Origin of the sequence: Leisingera sp. ANG-S5, assembly GCF_000813925.1 — a bacterium.
GTDB lineage: Bacteria > Pseudomonadota > Alphaproteobacteria > Rhodobacterales > Rhodobacteraceae > Leisingera.
The window spans coordinates 345,863-363,373 of record NZ_JWLH01000010.1 but is presented as its reverse complement, the minus strand read 5'-3'; the positions used below and the strand labels follow the sequence as shown (position 1 = coordinate 363,373).

The following is a 17,511-nucleotide window of genomic DNA, read 5'->3' as shown; positions in this document are numbered from 1 at the left end:
GGATGTCACCGGTGGCTCTCCGCCGATCATGGCATGAAACGCAACTGCTGGATGACTTGACCACATGAAGGGGGCAAGCTGCGGGAAAATAATTGCAGGAAATGAAGCAGTGTCCCCGTCAAACAATACCGGCAGCCCGCCGGAAGCAAACATGCAGGAGAGTGCTGCCGCCGCAACGGCCTTCCTCAAGACTCTTGCACATGAAGGAAGGCTAATGATCCTGTGCTACTTGAGTGCAGGGGAAAAATCGGTCAGCGAACTGGAAGCGTTATTGAATATGCGCCAGGCGGCAGTGAGCCAGATGCTGGCCCGGCTGCGGGAAGACGGGCTGGTCAAGCCACGGCGCGAAGGCAAAGCGGTTTACTACTCATTGAACAACGGCAACACGGAAGAGATGATTGCATTGCTATACAAACAGTTCTGCAGCGATACCTAAGCGTAAACTACCGATCCCTATTGAGGCCAAGCGAACAACTCCGGATTTGGTTGGCCGGGAGGTGCCTCAACGCGGTCTACTCCTCGTCAGCTCTGACCCTTTGAATTTGCACTCCTAGCCCTTCGATCTCCAGGCGCATCACATCACCGGGTTTCAGATAGTCCGGTTCGGGCTTGGCCCCCATGCCGACGCCGGGCGGGGTTCCGGTTGCGATCACATCACCCGGATGCAGCGTCATCAGCTGGCTCAGATGCGAAATGATCTGTGCCACAGTGAACACCATTCGACTGGTGCTGCCAGTCTGGCGCCTTTCGCCGTTCACATCACACGTCAGCCACAGGTTCTGCGGGTCTGGCACTTCATCCCGTGTCACAAGCCAAGGGCCAATGGGGCCGAAGGTGTCGCAGCTTTTACCCTTGGTCCATTGCCCCGTCAGCTTGGTCTGGAAATCCCGCTCTGACACATCGTTGATCACACAATATCCAGCAACATGGTCCAGCGCCTGTTCCTCGGAAACGTACTTAGCTGCGGTGCCGATCACCACGCCCAGTTCCACTTCCCAATCCGCAGCAACTGAACCGCGTGGCAAGATCACATCGTCATTCGCCCCGGCTATCGAAGAGGCGGCCTTGAGGAAGAGGATCGGATGTTCGGGAAGCGCCATCCCCATTTCCTCTGCGTGGTCAGTATAATTAAGGCCGATACCAAGAAATTTTCCCACTTGCCCAACGCAAGACTCCAAGTCCGGTGTTCCTTCGACGACCGGCAGGGTTGCGCTGTCCAGCGCTGCCAGCCTGGCCAGTGTTGCGTCATCCAGCACAGGGCCGGTGATGTCCGGAATATGGGCTGACAGATCCCGGATGGCACCACTGCTGTCCAGAAGTCCTGGCCTTGTCCCTTCGCGCGACCGGTATCGCAGCAGCTTCATTTTTGCCTTCCTTGTTTTGAGGATCAGTTGGAGACGTAACCCGCCACCACCTGCAACAGCTTGAACGCCGTGGAGGCATCGTTTTCGACCACCGCCAGGAATTCTTCCTCACCGATCCGCAAGCAGCGCAAGTCAGTCGTTGCAGTCATGCTCAATGCCCGCGGCTCATGACGGATCAGTCCCAATTCGCCGACCAGTCTTCCCGGGCCCACGGTCGCAATCAGACGATCTTCTTCACCCTCCTGCGGCAAATGCAGCCCGGCTTCGCCCTCCAGGATCATGTAGGCGCCATCGGTTGCCTCGTCGTCTTTTAGAAAGACCACCTCGCCAGCCTTGGCCTCATACCAGCGTGCGCCGAAGGCAAGCAGGCGCAGCTGACGGCGGTTCAGGCCGGAAAACAGCTCTGTCTGCTCCAGCGCCCGCAGCTTGCGCGCCAGATCCTGGCTCGCTGCCCCGTCCGCTGTTGCGGCGGCTTGTGCTTCATCGCTGACCAGCCGGCCTTGGCGCAATTCGTAGAAGACGTCGAATACATCTGGGCTTTGGAAACTGGGTGCCAGGTAAATCAGAGTCGTGTCCGGCAATAGCTTGCGCAGGTTCTTATGAACCGCAACGCGGGTTTCCAGATCATAGCTGGCCATCGCGGAGTCGAGGATCAGGATATCCGGCCGTTTGATCGTTGCCCGGCAGAAAGCAAGCGGCTCGGCGAAACTGGCCGCCAGCCCCTGTCCGCCCACGGCGATCGGCATGTCAAAGATCAGTTCCACCACCTGGTCGCGCAAGTCCTCGCGGACCATCAGATCCGAAACAAGCTTGCGCACCTCGTCTGCCTTGGCCCCGGCCGCGTCGGAAATTTTGCCGAACAGCGCATTTTCAAGAACTGTCAGACTGGGGGCAAAGGTTTCTTCGCTGAAAGGCACGAACCCGGCGCCCAGCGCCTTGAGCAGGCTGTCGCCGTGGCTGCGGCGGAAGCCAAGGATGCGCTCCTTCATTCCGTCCTCGAAGGCCGGGCCGATCTGTTCTGCCGAGATTGTGAAAGGCACGATCAACAGTTGCGCCAATTCCTCCCGGCTGAGCTTGGCGGCATCAGTTGCACCGGGCTTATCAGCCAGCGCAAGTGCGGCCTCATAAGCGTCCACGTCCAGACCCAGCTTGCGGAACAGCGGGTGGCCGGTGCCGTCCATGCCGAAAATTTGCCGCAGCATTTCGACCACATCGCGGGTCAGCGCAACCAGCCCCTCATCCAGCCCCAGCTGTTTAAGCTGGTCCAGGAATTCTTCCTGCCGGTGCAGCATCTCACCCGTCATAGCTTCCTGCGAAGCTGCGAACAGAAGGTTTTCGGCAACCGGCAAAGCCGGGTTATAGCTTTCCTCGTCCAGGAAATGCACATGCACGTCCAGACCGGCTTCCACGACCGCTTTGCGCACCGCCGGGCGCAACTTGACCAGCTGCTCAGCCAGGTCCGGGTGCGCCGGCGCTTCGAAATACTGATCAATGCCGCGGCGGAACAGCGCGGTGTCCGAGCCAATGCCTTCGACGAGTTTCAGCCACCATCCGCGAAGCTCGTCCTCACTGGAGAACCCAGCCAGTTCGGGATCCAGCCATGGTGCATCAAATGGGTCCGGGCTGTTGCCGGCAAGCTTCGCGATTTCCAGCTCTTGAAGATTGCGTGCCTCACCCCGCGGGCGCATCCGCATCGGCATCATCACGTTGTCTCCAAAAGACCCCTGAAACAGAACCGGACGCGAGGTGGCGTAGCCGATGCGTGCTGCGACGGTTGCCTGGTGCAGCCCGGCGAGGCTTTCCTCTGCCACCGTCACGGTTCCGGAGGATGGCAGGATTTCACGGGTCAGCAATTCCGCCAGGGCACGCCGGTCTTCCTCGGAAGGCGCCGAGATGCCAACAACCTGCCCAGCGGGGAACGTGGCGCTCAGCTCTTCCAGAACCAGATTGCCGTCCGTGTCCCGGACACTGACAGAGTCAAGTTTCACATCGCCTTGCAGCCGGCCCAGTTCCTCGGGCTCACCGCTGAGCAGGTTTTCATCGACCATACCCTGAGGTGCAAAGCGCTCCAGAATCACCTCCCAGCGCAGGCTCATGTCCTGGGTCTGATTGTAATAGGCCAGTAGTTCCTTCCACGGCGATGCCAGATCCTTGTAGGCCGCCAGCGCCGCCACCAGCGCGCCCAGCGACACCTTGCCCTGCAAGACCAGATAGCCGCCGACCGCATAGAAGAAAAACGGGGTCAGCTGCGTGATGAAGTTGTTGAGAAACTTCATAAAGAACTTTTTCTGGTAGATCACGAAGCGGATCTCATAAAGCCGCCCCAGCCGGGCGGTGATGATCGCCATCCGGTAGCGCCAGCCGCCGTTGATCCTGAGTGTCGACGCCCCCGCAGCGCTTTCACCGATTTCCGTGGCCAATGCCCGCACCTGCTTGATGCGTTTTTTGTTCAGCAGGTTGATCTGCCGCTGCAGCATCGGGATCAGCCACCCCTGCAGCGGAATCAGCGCAATTGCCGCCATACCGAACCAGAAGTTCTGCAAAAACAGGAAAAACAGAATAGTCAGCATCTGGCCCGCCTGCAGCACCGGCTGGCTGACCGCATCCCCCATCAGACCGCCCATCGGTTCGGATTCCGATGTCACCATAGACACAAGCTCGCCCTGGCTGACCCGCTCAAAATAGGGCTGCGGGAAGCGCAACACACGGGCGATCAACTGATACCGGAAACGGCGCAGCATCCGCTCTGCCAGCACCCCCTTCATGGTATTGATCCGCATTTTCAGCAGGCCGTGGCACAGCACCGATAGCAGGAAAGCCCCGCAAAGGATCCAAAGGAAGGTCAGCTGATCGAAACTTTGCCCCAGCACTGTGATGGTTGAGCTTTCGGCGCCGATCGCGTCGTTGATGATCCGTTTGGGGAGTTCCAGCGTAAGGTAAAGCAGCGGAAACAAGCAGGCAGTCACGACAAGCAGTATCAGCTGGTCGCGTTTTGAGTATTTCCAGATGAAGCGGAATAGAGAGCGCTCGATGGGGAAAGCTCCGTAATTGGCGGCATCAGGCAAGGCTGTTCTATGGGTAGCGCGGTTTGACCGGCACAGGCAATGGGCAGAAACCGGCCTTGTCCCGTTACGGAACCTTGCAGCCGCAACATTTGCCAGACGCCAAAAAATCCGTAAGGTTCCAGCCAAGTATACTTTCAGGAGACTTATTGGTTTGCCGGAATATGTCGGATCCGTTCTGCTGCTGCTCTGCGCTTTGCAGGTGAAGCACCTGTTTGCCGACTTTTTCCTGCAGACTCCCAAGATGCTGTCTGGCCGCTGCGCTTATGCGCACATGGGCCGCGCGCAGCATGCCGGTGTTCATATCGTAGGATCCGCCTTGGTATTCCTTCTTTTCGGCGCACCAGTGATGTTCATCCTGGTGCTGGCCGCGCTGGAATGGGTAGTCCATTTCCACATCGACTTCGGCAAAGCCCGCTTTTCTGAGCGCAAGAAGCTAAACCCGCAGCAACCAATGTTTTGGCAAGCCATGGGATCGGACCAGGCGCTGCACCAGCTCACCTATATCGCCATGGCCTGGGCATGGGTGAAATACGCTGCAATGTGATAGAAACTCCAGTTTAGGGCCGTCCCCTGCCCTGGGGTCTTTTTGCAAAGAAGATGCCAAAAGAACGCTCTGGTGTTCTTCTTTGGAGAAACACTCCTGTCCCTCTTCTCGGCAGACGGCATATCCGCCGGGTGGATAACCATGCGCTGCTAGCGCTTTTTTCAAGGTACTATGGGCTTGTCCCGCTTGATCGTCCGCAGAACAACATTGGTCTGGGCGCTGGCGACCGCAGGCAGCCGGAACAGGAAGCTTTCCAGAAACCGGTTGTAGGCCTCCAGATCCGGGGCTAGCACCCTCAGATGATAGTCCGCCTGGCCAGTCGTGGCGTAGCATTCCTGCACCAACGGGCTGGTTTCCACCGCGCGGATGAACTCCACCAGCTTGTCCGGATCATGCCGTGTCAGATGCACATGCACGATAGCCTGGAATCCGAGCCCCATGGCTGGCGCGTTCACCACGGCACCGTAGCGTTCGATGATCCCTGCCTCTTCAAGCGCTCTCACCCGTCGCCAAAGGGCTGAAGGAGACATGCCAACGGCTTCAGCCAGGTCGGCGTTGGAAATGCGGGAATCTTCCTGAAGCAGCGTCAGAATCCGGCGGTCGCGGTCGTCGATTTTCATTTTCCGGTCATTTTTTCCACAAAGCAGACGATTTCTGGATAACGCAACCACAAGCGATTGCAAAACCAGTAAATCAGGCAAATCTTTTCAAGCATTGTGGATTACTTTTCCGGAAAATACATCTTCCGCGCAAGGATTCCGCCGCGATGACCGAGCTGAGCCACGATTTCCGCAGCTACAAGCTGAACGACCGTTACGAGATGACCAAGGGCCGGGTGTTCCTGACCGGCACCCAGGCGCTGGCCCGGGTGATGCTGGACCAGGCCCGCCGCGACAAGGAAGCAGGCCTGAACACTGCAGGCTTTGTCTCCGGCTACCGCGGCTCGCCGTTGGGCGGAGTCGACCTGGAGTTCTGGCGCGCCAAGAAACGGATGCAGGAGAACCGTATCAAGTTCATGCCCGCCGTGAACGAAGACCTGGGCGCTACTGCTGTCCTGGGTGCGCAGCAGGCCATTCTAGACCCGCACTGCGAGGTCGAGGGCGTGTTTTCCATGTGGTACGGAAAAGGGCCTGGGGTTGACCGCTCCGGCGATGCGTTGAAGCATGGCAACGCCTACGGATCGTCAGCCAAGGGCGGTGTCCTTGTTGTTGCCGGCGATGACCACGGCTGCGTCAGCTCCTCGATGCCACACCAATCAGACGTGGCCTTCATGTCCTGGTTCATGCCGGTACTGAACCCGGCAGATGTGTCCGAATACCTGACCTTTGGCGAATACGGCTTTGCCCTGTCCCGCTACTCAGGCACCTGGGTCGGCTTCAAGGCGGTGTCGGAAACCGTGGAGAGCGCGCGCTCGGTGGAGCTGCAGCCGGACCGAGAATTCATCTACCCGGAGCTGCCGGATTACCCAGGCGGTCTGCATATCCGCCGGGCCGACCTGCCCTCGCCTGAAATCGAAACCCGCATCCACGCCAAGCTGGACGCGGTGCGCGCCTTTGCCGAGGCCAACCCGATCGACAAACGGATCTATGACATCAAGGACGCCCGTTTCGGCTTTGTCTCCACCGGCAAGGGGCATCTGGACCTGATGGAGGCGCTGCGGCTTCTGGGTCTGGACGAGGCCGCCTGCCGCCGCCTGGGTATCGACATCTACAAGGTCGGCATGGTCTGGCCGCTGGACCGCACCGATGCGCTGAAGTTCGTGAAAGGCAAACAGGAAGTGCTGGTTGTCGAAGAAAAACGCGGCATCATCGAAAGCCAGTTCAAGGAAAACTTCTACGACTGGCCCGGCAGCAAGCCGGAGAAGATGGTCGGCAAATACGACAGCCAGGGCGAGCCGCTGATCCCGTGGACCGGTGAGCTGAGTCCGCTGCTGCTGGCGCCCATTGTGGCTGCACGCCTGGACAAGTTTTTTCCGGAAGAGAACCTGCCGGCCAAAGCCGCTGCGCTAACTGCTGAACCGCCGAAAGTGCTGAACGTTCCCGGCGCCACCCGCACGCCCTACTTCTGTTCCGGCTGTCCGCACAACACATCTACCAAGCTGCCGGAAGGATCCAAGGCTTTCTCGGGCATCGGCTGCCATGTAATGGCCAGCTGGATGGACCGCGAAACCGCCGGCTATGCCCAGATGGGCGGTGAAGGCGTGCCGTGGACCGTGGCGTCTCAGTTCAATGGAAACAAACATGTGTTTCAGAACCTCGGCGAGGGCACCTGGTATCACTCCGGCTCGCTGGCCATCCGCCAGGCGGTCGCGGCCGGCACCAACATCACCTACAAGATCCTGTATAACGACGCGGTGGCGATGACCGGCGGCCAGCCGGTGGACGGACCGGTCTCAGTCCATGGCATCGCCCAGACCTGCCGCGCAGAAGGCGTGCAGCGAATTGCCCTGATCTCAGACAACATCGGCAAGTTCAGCCAAGGGGATTTCCCGAGCGGCACCACCTTCCATGACCGTGCGGAACTGGACACGGTGCAGCGTGAGCTGCGCAACATCCCTGGCGTCACCGTACTGATCTACGAGCAGACCTGCGCCACCGAAAAACGCCGCCGCCGCAAGCGCGGCAAGATGGAGGACCCGAAACGGTTTGCCTTCATCAACGACTTGGTCTGTGAGGGTTGCGGCGATTGCTCGGTTGAATCCAACTGCCTGAGCGTGGAGCCAAAGGAGACGCCGTTCGGGCGCAAACGCAAGATCAACCTCTCCACCTGTAACAAGGATTTCTCTTGCCTCAACGGCTTCTGCCCCAGCTTCGTCACCGTCGAGGGCGCAACCCGGCGCAAGAAGAAGCCTGCCGGGCTGGACGCCGCCAAACTAGCGGCCCGGTTGCCCGCCCCGGACCTTCCCTCCCTGGCAGAGCCGTTTGATCTGCTCGTCACCGGGGTGGGCGGCACTGGCGTTGTCACGGTAGGGGCGCTGATCACCATGGCAGCGCATCTGGAGGGCAAGGGATCGAGCGTTCTGGACTTCACCGGGTTTGCGCAAAAATTCGGCACCGTGCTGAGCTACATCCGGCTGTCCAGTTCCCCGGACACGCTGAACCAGGTGCGGATTGATCAGGGCGGCGCGTCTGCCGTCATCGGCTGCGACGTTGTCGTCAGCTCTGCGCCCAAGGCTTCGGTCCACTACCGCCCCGGTACCAAGGTAGTGCTGAACCGGGCGGAAATGCCTACTGGTGATCTGGTTCTGCGCCGCGACGCCGACCTGATGGCTGGGGTCCGTGAAAAAACCATCGCAGAAGCAGTGGGGCCGCAGAACCTGTCTGGTTTCAATGCCAACGAAGCCGCTGAGGCAATGCTCGGAGACGCAGTTTTGGCCAATGTCATGATGCTTGGCTTTGCTTGGCAGAAGGGGCTGGTGCCAGTGAGCGCGGTCGCGCTGGATCAGGCAATTGAGCTGAATGGTGTAGCGATCGAAAAAAACCGCCTCGCCTTCGCCATCGGGCGTGCCATGGCAGCGGACCCGGCGCTGGTGGAGAGCATCTACAAGGAAGCTCCGGAACAGGACGAAACTCTAAAGGAGCTGGTTGACCGGCGCGCTGCCTTCCTGACCGGATATCAGGATACCGCATATGCGTCGCGGTATCAGGACACGCTGGCAAGGTTCCGCGACGCTTTGCCTGCTGAGGTAGAGGAGCAGCTGACGACAGCAGCGGCCCGGTCTTTGTTCAAATTAATGGCCTACAAAGACGAATTCGAAGTTGCGCGTCTGCTGACCAGCGAGAAGTTCCGTCATCAGATCGAAGGCGAATTCGAGGGCGACTTTAAGGTCAACTACCACCTCGCGCCGCCGCTTTTGAGCCGCAGGAAGGATACCCGCGGCCGACCGCTGAAGCGCTCATTCGGCCCCTGGCTGCGCCCAGCCCTGAACCTGCTGGTCAAAGCACGCCGCCTGCGCGGCACCGCTTTCAACGTCTTTGGCTATCATGAGGAAGCCCGCCTGCACCGTGACTTGCTGGGATGGTACGAAGAAGCCCTCCGCTCCGTTGCCACGCGCTACACCCCGAAGACGCATGACGCGTGCATGGAAATCCTGCAGGCACCGATGGAAATCCGCGGTTATGGCCCGGTACGCCTGGAGGCCGCCAAAAAGGTCCGCACAGCAGCAGATGAAGCGCTGCGCGGCCTGTAAGCAAGTCTGTCACAAGCCGGCGTTGGGCTATCAGATATCCCAGTGCTGGCGCGTGAACTCGGTAAAGGCATCCATTTCCTCAGCCAGCGGTTCCCGTCCTGTGAACACCTTAAGATATTCTGGCGTCACTTCCAGACGGTGGGCATGGCTTTCGTTCGGGTCCGCCATGTCGTAGCCCAGTTGCATGTAATACAGCACCTTTGCGCGGGTCATGGCCTCACGCTCTGGGTAGCCATAGCGGGCAAACATCGCTGTTAGCGCCTCAACCCGGCGCCGGTCGGACCGGTCCAGCAGGCTGCGCACCTTGCCGGAGCGGCGCGACCAGTCACGCACCGCAAAATCCAGCGCTGTATTGAACAAGTTGGGATTGGTGATGCAATGGAAAACGTTCAGAACCGCCCCGGTGATGGTCTTGGCCGGCGCCTCCGCCTGACGCACCATGCCCGCTGTATTGGTCTGCTCCCAGGTTTTCAGAAGCGCATCCAGAAGATCCTGGCGCGACTTGAAATACCAATAGAAGGACGACCGCGAAACCTGCATCCGCTCCGCCAGTGCCAGCACCTTGACCTGTTCCACCCCGTCAGAGATCAGCACATCCATCGCCACGTTCAGCCAATCGTTGCGGGTAACCTTGATATTACCGACCAGCGGCTCGGCCTCCGGGTCATCCCGGTGCAGAACAGGTTTTTGCGCCATGAGCGACCTTTCAGATCATTTGCGTTTCCGCCACTCTATGCCGGGCCGCCCGTCTGCGCCAACAGAGCAACCCGATATGCCTGAGCTTGCTACCAGGATTGAGTGGCTTCCGCGACACACGCAAAAGCGGCCGGGCTATCAGGCTGTACAGACGGCTCATGCCCGCCTGCACGCCATCGTGACAAATTTTGACCGGTCTCTGGCGCAGCACCCTGAATGCCTCCTCAATCGCTTTAAAAGCACGCCTCCAAGCTTGCCGGAGCCTGCAACGCTTTTTACAGCTTGGCAAAATTCCCCTTGCGAAGCCGGCGTCAGGCCAAATGGGGTTTGACTAAACGGCCTTTGGCGCGCGAAGGTGATGAAAAAAACAGGGGAAAACACGATCTCATGAGCGCCTTGAACCAGCTCGGCGGACAAATCTGAATGCGCCCGTTGCTGTCCGTCGAAAACCTCAGCATCGGTTTTGGCAAAGGAGACTCCGTTGTCAAAGACGTGAGCTTTGCTGTCCAGCCAGGGGAAACGCTTGCCCTGGTTGGGGAGAGCGGCTCCGGCAAGACAGTTTCCTGCCGCGCAGTGCTGCGCATACTCCCGAAGGTGGCGCAACTGCGGTCCGGACGGATCCTGCTGGAAACCCGCGGCAAAAAACTGGATTTGGCTTCGCTGGCTGAACGCGAGATGCGTGACGTGCGCGGCAATACCATATCGATGATTTTTCAGGAACCGATGCGGTCCTTGTCGCCTCTGCACCGGATCGGCAACCAGGTGTCCGAGGTTTTGTGGCTGCATGGGCGCAAATCCGAACGCGAGGCGCGTGATGTAGTCCTGGAGTGCTTTGAGCGGGTTGGCTTTCCAGAACCAGAACGCACCTACCGCTCCTATCCGTTTGAATTGTCCGGCGGCATGCGCCAGCGGGCAATGATCGCCATGGCAATGGTGGCCAAACCGGACCTGCTGATCGCCGACGAACCGACTACCGCGCTCGACGTGACCACGCAGGCTCAGGTTCTGGGTCTGATGAAGGACCTGCAGCGCGAAACCGGCATGGCGATGATCCTCGTGACCCATGATCTGGGTGTGGTTGCGAACATGGCCGAGCAGGTGGTGGTCATGCACAAGGGCCGGGTTATGGAGTCCGGGCGCGCCGAACCCATGCTGCGGGCACCTGCCCACCCCTACACCAAGGCATTGTTTGATGCCGCACCGGAAATTCCGGATGCCGAAGTCGTCGCAATTCCACCTTCACGTGAAGACCTGATTATGGAGATGAAATCCGTCTCCAAGACTTACACGCTGCGTGCAGGTAAGGGCTGGCAGGCGCCGACCCTGATCCATGCGTGCCGTGAAATTGATCTGCGGGTGACCCGCGGCGAGACACTGGCTATCGTCGGAGAGAGCGGGTCAGGCAAGACCACCGCCGCCCGCATAGCTTTAGGAGCAGAGCCGCCTGATCCCGGCGGTGAGGTGCTGTTCCGGCCCGACCCCAGCTTGCCGCCGGTTACAGTGCATGACATGAACCGGGAGACGCGGACTGCGTTCCAGAAACAGGCCCAGATGGTGTTCCAGGACCCGTACTCATCCCTGTCACCACGGATGCGCATTCAAGACACGCTGATGGAACCGCTGGATATCCATCGCATTGCTTCCCGGGCCGAGCGTCGCGACAAAGCTGCGGAAATGCTGCGCCTAGTAGGTCTGTCGCCCGATATGCTGAAGCGTTACCCGCATGCATTTTCCGGCGGTCAGCGCCAGCGCCTGTCGATTGCGCGCGCCTTGATGCTGGATCCTGCACTGATTGTTTGCGACGAACCGACGTCGGCACTGGATGTCTCTGTTCAGGAACAGATCCTGCGCCTGCTGGAAGAAATCCGTGACCAGCAAAATCTGTCCTATCTCTTCATCAGCCATGACCTTGCTGTCGTGGCACGTATCGCTGATGAGGTTGCGGTAATGCGGCGCGGGCTGATCGTGGAGCAGGCACCGCCGGAAACTTTGTTCTACAATCCTCAGCACCCCTATACCAAGGCGCTGATCGCCGCCCAGCCCGAGCCTGATATCGACCGGCCGATCGACCTGAAGCTGGTGGCTCAGGGGGCGGGCGCACCCGAACATTGGCCCGATGCATTCCGGTTCGACGGCGCTGAAGCCCCGCCCCTGGTGGGATTGAAACACCTGGAACCTGGCCACAAGGTGCGCTGCCATGCTTGATGCCCTGAAACCCGTGCTGGCTGCCGTCTTCTGCATTGCGCCATTGCCCGCGCTAGCGGACATCACGGTGCAGGAAAGCAGTTTCTGGCGCTCCGAGGTTAAGGCAGGGTACCTGCCGCCCGCCGCCAAACGACTGCCCGACGTGCCGCTGGTGGTGGATCTGGCTGCCAAGGGCCGGGAGTTCGGCATTCAGGGCGGAACGCTCAATACAATGGTCACGCGTTCCAAGGACATCCGGCAGATGGTGGTCTACGGATACGCGCGGCTGGCAGGCTACGACGAGAAATACCAGCTAAAGCCGGACATCCTTCTGGGATACGAAAACGAAGGGAACCGCCGCTACACGCTGAAGCTGCGGCCCGGGCATCGCTGGTCCAACGGCGACCCGTTCACTTCTGACGATTTCCGTTACTGGTGGGACGATGTTGCAAATAACGAGCTTTTGAGCCCTGCCGGCCCGCCGGATTTTCTGAGAGTGATGGGAAAGCTGCCGAGGGTGAGTTTCCCTGACGAAACAACGGTAGTTTATGAATGGGACGACCCGAACCCCAGCTTCCTGCATATGCTGGCGCAGGCCCGGCCGCCCTTTATCTACCGTCCGGCCAAGTACTTGAAGCAATTCCATGCGGACTATGCCGACCCAGCGATTCTGGAAGAAGAGGTCGATTACGCACGCGTAAAAAGCTGGGCTGCTCTGCACAACAAGTACGACAACATGTACAAGTTCGACAATCACGAGCTTCCGACGCTTCAACCCTGGATCAACGCCTCACCCGGCAAAAAGATCCGCCACCAGTTTGTGCGTAACCCCTATTACCACCGGATCGACAGCCACGGCGTCCAACTGCCCTACATTGACACTGTTGAGATGGAGATCGTCACCTCCGGGCTGGTAGCCGCCAAGTCGAATGCAGGGGAAGCGGATCTGCAGGCCCGCGGGCTGGACTTTCGCGACATTCCCATTCTGCGCAAGGGTGAAAAAGACAACTCCGGCTACAAGACATACCTCTGGGGTAACGGCGCTGCTTCGCAGATCGCCATTTACCCAAACCTGAACACCCGGGACCCTCTCTGGCGTGAAATTTTGCGCGATGTGCGGGTACGGCGCGCCTTGTCCCTTGCAATTAACCGCCGCGCTATCAACCGGGCACTTTACTTCAACTTGGCCAAGCCCGGCGCCATGACGGTGCTGGAACAAAGCGAGTTGTTCGACCCCGCGCTGCGCAATGCATGGGCCGAGTTTAATCCGGAGCAGGCAAACCGCCTGCTGGACGAAGCCGGGTTAACCGAAAAGGATGGTTATGGCATCCGCTATCTTCCCGACGGGCGCCTGATGGAATTGATCGTCGAAACTGCAGGCGAGCGGCAGGAGGTGGAGAACGCTCTGCAGATTATTGCTGATGACTGGCGTGATGTCGGGGTAAAACTCATCATGCGCCCGCTGGACCGCGACATTCTGAGAAACCGGGTCTTTTCCGGCAACTCCATGGCCTCTGCCTGGTTCGGCTGGGACAACGGCCTGCCCCAGTCCTACACGTCACCAGTGTACCTTGCCCCCACAGACCAGGTCTTTTTGTCATGGCCGAAGTGGGGTCAGTACTATCAGACCGGCGGCAGCGCAGGGGAGCCGCCAGACATGGAACCGGCACGGCAGCTGCTTTCCCTCCTGCAGGACTGGGACATGGCCACGACAAAGGATGAGCGCCTCGCAGCCTGGCGCGCCATGCTGCAGATCCACGCCGATCAAGTCTACGCCATCGGTGTGGTCGCCGCCGCACCTCAGCCGGTGGTCGTCAGCAAGCGGCTGCGCAACGTGCCGGAGCAGGCGATTTGGGCCTGGGATCCCGGCGCACATTTCGGCGTCTACCGGCCGGACGAGTTCTACTTCGAGGATGGCTTGGACTGATGGAAATAGTGCGATATGCCATCTACCGCTTTGGCACCATGCTGATGACACTCCTAGTGGTGTCGGTGCTGATTTTTGTCATCATCAACCTGCCGCCCGGCGACTACTTGTCGAACCAGATCGCCGAGTTGCAAGCGACCGGACAGTCCGCGGGCGTTGCCAAGGCGGAATTCCTGCGCAAGGAATATGCACTCGATAAGCCGCTTTGGCAGCAGTACATGATCTGGATGGGTTTCATGCCGGGGCCGCACGGGTTTTCCGGCATGATCCAGGGCAATTTCGGCTGGTCATTCGAATTTGACAGCCCGGTGGCTGATATCGTTGGCGACAGTTTGTGGCTGACGGTGCTGGTGAACCTGGCCGCGGTGGTCTTTGTCTATGCCGTTGCCTTGCCCCTGGGCGTTCTGGCGGCTGCCCGTGCCCGTACCTGGGTCGACTACACCACAGCCTTTGTCGGCTACCTCGGCCTCGCCACTCCGAACTTTCTGCTGGCCTTGATCCTGTTCTATTACGGACACCGGTGGTTTGACCTGCCGATCGGAGGGCTTATGGCCCCAGAATACGAGGGGATGCCCATGAACTGGGACAAGGTAAAATCCATTCTGGTGCACCTCATTGTTCCGACCTTCGTGATTGGTACTGCCGGCGCATCTGCGATGATGCAGCGGCTGCGCGCCAACATGCTGGATGAGCTGGGTAAGCCTTATGTGGAGACCGCAATTGCCAAGGGTATGGCGCCATCCCGCATGCTGGCAAAGTACCCGCTGCGGGTAGCCTTCAACCCCTTTGTTGCCGACATCGGCAATCTGCTGCCTTCCATGATCTCCGGTTCGGTCCTCGTTTCTGTGGTGCTGGGCCTGCAGACCATAGGCCCGACTCTGCTGACTGCGCTCAAGACCCAGGATATGTTCCTGTCTGGTTTCGTGCTGATGTTCGTCGCGCTGCTCACCCTGATCGGCACCATGATTTCGGATGTGCTGCTGGTGCTGCTTGATCCCAGAATCCGTTACGAAGGGCGCGACGCATGACACATCTGCCCGACGGACGTTTTGTCGATGACGAACCCTTCGACCCCCAGGCCTCGCTGCTGGAGCTGGAGCGCAAGGATCTGGACGCCCCGAACTGGCTGCTGGTCTGGCGCAAGTTCAAGACCCACAAGCTGGGTCTGATTTCCGGCATCTTCCTCTTTGTTGCTTATTTCCTGATCCCCTTTGCCGGCTTTATCGCGCCTTACGGACCCAACCAGCGGTTTTCAGAACACCTCTACTCACCGCCGCAATCGATCAAACTTTTCCACGAGGGCGAGTTTGTCGGCCCCTTCGTCTACCCGATGACCTCTGAGGCCAACCTCGAGACCTTCCAGTGGGAATTCAAGCCGGACACCTCGCGCCCGCTCAAGCTCAAGTTTTTCTGTGAAGGCAGCACCTATAACCTCGCAGGCTTCATAGAAAGCAACCGGCACCTGTTCTGCGCCAGCGAAGAGGCGACAATTTTCATTATGGGCTCCGACCGCCTGGGCCGCGACATCTTCAGCCGCGTTTCCTACGGCGCGCAATTATCCCTGACAGTTGGCCTGATCGGGATTACCGTATCTTTCGTTCTTGGTATCTTCTTCGGCAGTGTCGCCGGGTACTTCGGCGGCCGTGTCGACTGGGCTGTGAACCGGGTGATCGAGATCCTTAGATCGCTGCCTGAACTGCCCTTGTGGCTCGCCCTGTCCGCTGCGGTTCCCTCGAACTGGTCACCGGTTGCGGTGTTTTTCATCATCTCCATCATTCTCGGCATTCTCGACTGGCCTGGACTGGCCCGTTCCGTGCGTGCCAAATTCCTGTCGCTTCGGGAAGAGGAATACGTCCGTGCGGCGGAGATGATGGGTGCCTCTTCCGGGCGGGTGATCCGCAAGCATCTGCTTCCCAACTTCATGTCTCATCTGATCGCCTCGGCCACCTTATCGATCCCGGCAATGATCCTGGGCGAAACCGCATTGTCCTTTCTCGGGCTCGGCTTGCGTGCGCCGGCGGTCAGCTGGGGTGTGATGCTGAATGACGCCCAGAACCTCACTTCTGTCGAGATCTACCCCTGGCTGGCCATTCCGATGTTGCCTATTGTCGTTGTCGTGCTTGCTTTCAATTTCCTTGGCGACGGGCTGCGCGATAGCCTTGATCCCTATCAGCATTGAGCCTGCTAACTGCACTCCCCGCAGCGGACCAATTCCGCCTGACTGGCAGCGGCCAATGGCTCAGTGCCTTTGCGGTCACCGAACTGGCTAACGCCTCGATCGCGGCGGTTGGGCTGGAACTGGCCAGGCTGATAGAAGTGCTCAACCTTGCTCCGTCTGCGCCGGAAGTCACGGTTGATCAGCGCTTGGCCGCGCTCTGGTTCGGCTACAGTTTCCGGCCTGAGGGCTGGGAGCTGCCAAACCTTTGGGACGCAATAGCAGGCGTATACGAAACACAGGACGGTTGGATCCGCTTGCATACCAACTTGCCGCATCACCGCCAGGCCGCGCTGCAAGTGCTTGGCTGCGCAGGCACGCGGAAGGCCGTGACCGCTGCGGTTAGGCACTGGCAGGCTGACAGCCTGGAGAGCGCAACCGTGGCTGCAGGCGGCGTGGCCGCCGCAATGCGCAGCCGCTCGGAGTGGCGGCAACACCCTCAAGGCCGCGCCGTGGCGGCAGAGCCGCTGACTCACTGGATTTCCCCCCGGCCCATCCATCTGAGAGACCGGCCGCAGGCAACTGCAGAACGCCCGCTTGCCGGTTTGCGGTTGCTCGATCTGACGCGCGTTATTGCCGGGCCCGTCTCCACTCGAACTCTGGCCGGTTTTGGTGCTGATGTACTGCGCATCGACCCGCCCGGCTGGGACGAACCCGGTGTGATCACCGATGTTTCGCTAGGCAAACACATGGCCGCGCTTGACCTGACCAAAGGCGAAGACCGGCTGGTTTTCGAAACCTTGCTTGCGCAGGCTGATGTGATTGCGCACGGCTACAGGCCCGGCGCGCTGGACAACTTAGGATATGACGCAGACACACGCCGGCAGCTTGCACCCGGCGCAGTAGAGGTGTCACTGGATGCCTATGGATGGACCGGTCCTTGGTCCGCGCGGCGCGGATTTGACAGTCTGGTGCAAATGAGCGCTGGCATCGCCGATGCAGGCCGCGACTGGGCTGGGTCCGGCACCCCCCACCCTTTACCGGTACAGGCGCTGGACCATGCAACCGGATACCTTATGGCCGCTGCAGTGTTGTCCGCACTTACAGCCGCGGCGCGGGGTGCGGCAGTCCCTTCCGCCCGGCTGTCCCTTGCCCGGACGGCAGAATTGCTTGCAGGGATGGAAAAGTCTGCCAATGGCCCGGATATTGGCGGGCCGGGAGATGGAGATTATTCACAGCTTATTGAACGCAGCGGCTGGGGACCAGGACACCGGCTTGCAGCTCCGCTCAGCCTAAACGGAACGGCAATGAACTGGGACCTGCCCGCCGCCCGCTGCGGCAGCAGCCCTGCCTGCTGGCCTGACTAACAAGCTTACCGCATTGCGCG

Annotated in this window: 12 protein-coding genes; 8 read left to right on the top strand and 4 right to left on the bottom strand. The window is 59.8% G+C overall.

The genetic code is table 11. The features are described from left to right. The first annotated feature begins 64 nt into the window (after positions 1 to 64). Positions 65 to 436: a metalloregulator ArsR/SmtB family transcription factor gene (locus RA25_RS16305; protein WP_019297202.1), complete on the top strand. Its 372-nt coding sequence runs from the start codon at positions 65 to 67 to the stop codon at positions 434 to 436. Positions 437 to 512: 76 nt separating this feature from the next. On the opposite strand, the gene RA25_RS16300 is transcribed toward RA25_RS16305, so the two are convergent. Both RA25_RS16300 and RA25_RS16295 read right to left on the bottom strand, forming a co-directional pair. After that, positions 513 to 1,364: a fumarylacetoacetate hydrolase family protein gene (locus tag RA25_RS16300; RefSeq protein ID WP_019297203.1), complete on the bottom strand. Its 852-nt coding sequence runs from the start codon at positions 1,362 to 1,364 to the stop codon at positions 513 to 515. Positions 1,365 to 1,387: 23 nt separating this feature from the next. Further along, positions 1,388 to 4,429, bottom strand: a complete 3,042-nt coding sequence (locus tag RA25_RS16295) for an ABC transporter transmembrane domain-containing protein (protein WP_446720196.1) — start codon at positions 4,427 to 4,429, stop codon at positions 1,388 to 1,390. Positions 4,430 to 4,580: 151 nt separating this feature from the next. Between RA25_RS16295 and RA25_RS16290 the strand changes: the two genes are divergently transcribed. Next, positions 4,581 to 4,973 carry a DUF3307 domain-containing protein gene (locus RA25_RS16290; protein WP_039173779.1) on the top strand — a complete coding sequence of 131 codons (393 nt, stop codon included), beginning with the start codon at positions 4,581 to 4,583 and terminating at the stop codon, positions 4,971 to 4,973. A gap of 161 nt (positions 4,974 to 5,134) precedes the next feature. On the opposite strand, the gene RA25_RS16285 is transcribed toward RA25_RS16290, so the two are convergent. Next, complete coding sequence (locus tag RA25_RS16285) at positions 5,135 to 5,593, bottom strand: Lrp/AsnC family transcriptional regulator (RefSeq protein WP_019297206.1); 459 nt, start codon at positions 5,591 to 5,593, stop codon at positions 5,135 to 5,137. Positions 5,594 to 5,739: 146 nt separating this feature from the next. On the opposite strand from RA25_RS16285, the gene RA25_RS16280 reads away from it, so the two are divergent. Beyond that, positions 5,740 to 9,162: an indolepyruvate ferredoxin oxidoreductase family protein gene (locus tag RA25_RS16280; RefSeq protein ID WP_039173777.1), complete on the top strand. Its 3,423-nt coding sequence runs from the start codon at positions 5,740 to 5,742 to the stop codon at positions 9,160 to 9,162. A 30-nt stretch (positions 9,163 to 9,192) separates the two neighbouring features. On the opposite strand, the gene RA25_RS16275 is transcribed toward RA25_RS16280, so the two are convergent. Further along, on the bottom strand, positions 9,193 to 9,858 hold the full coding sequence (locus RA25_RS16275) for a TetR/AcrR family transcriptional regulator (protein ID WP_019297208.1): 666 nt from the start codon (positions 9,856 to 9,858) through the stop codon (positions 9,193 to 9,195). 423 nt (positions 9,859 to 10,281) lie between these two features. Between RA25_RS16275 and RA25_RS16270 the strand changes: the two genes are divergently transcribed. Genes RA25_RS16270 through RA25_RS16250 form a run of 5 tightly spaced genes read left to right on the top strand, consistent with a single transcriptional unit; the run spans position 10,282 to position 17,491 of the window. After that, on the top strand, positions 10,282 to 12,063 hold the full coding sequence (locus RA25_RS16270) for an ABC transporter ATP-binding protein (RefSeq protein WP_019297209.1): 1,782 nt from the start codon (positions 10,282 to 10,284) through the stop codon (positions 12,061 to 12,063). Beyond that, a complete protein-coding gene (locus RA25_RS16265; protein ID WP_039173775.1) occupies positions 12,056 to 13,969 on the top strand; it encodes an ABC transporter substrate-binding protein in 1,914 nt (637 codons plus the stop codon). Before RA25_RS16270 ends, RA25_RS16265 begins: the two co-directional genes overlap by 8 nt. After that, positions 13,969 to 14,997, top strand: a complete 1,029-nt coding sequence (locus RA25_RS16260) for an ABC transporter permease (RefSeq protein ID WP_039149464.1) — start codon at positions 13,969 to 13,971, stop codon at positions 14,995 to 14,997. Before RA25_RS16265 ends, RA25_RS16260 begins: the two co-directional genes overlap by 1 nt. Continuing rightward, the gene (locus RA25_RS16255) at positions 14,994 to 16,148 is read left to right on the top strand and encodes an ABC transporter permease (RefSeq protein WP_019297212.1); all 1,155 of its coding nucleotides are present in this window, start codon (positions 14,994 to 14,996) and stop codon (positions 16,146 to 16,148) included. The genes RA25_RS16260 and RA25_RS16255 overlap by 4 nt, the downstream gene beginning before the upstream one ends. Further along, complete coding sequence (locus tag RA25_RS16250; protein ID WP_019297213.1) at positions 16,145 to 17,491, top strand: CoA transferase; 1,347 nt, start codon at positions 16,145 to 16,147, stop codon at positions 17,489 to 17,491. The genes RA25_RS16255 and RA25_RS16250 overlap by 4 nt, the downstream gene beginning before the upstream one ends. Positions 17,492 to 17,511 lie beyond the last annotated feature (20 nt).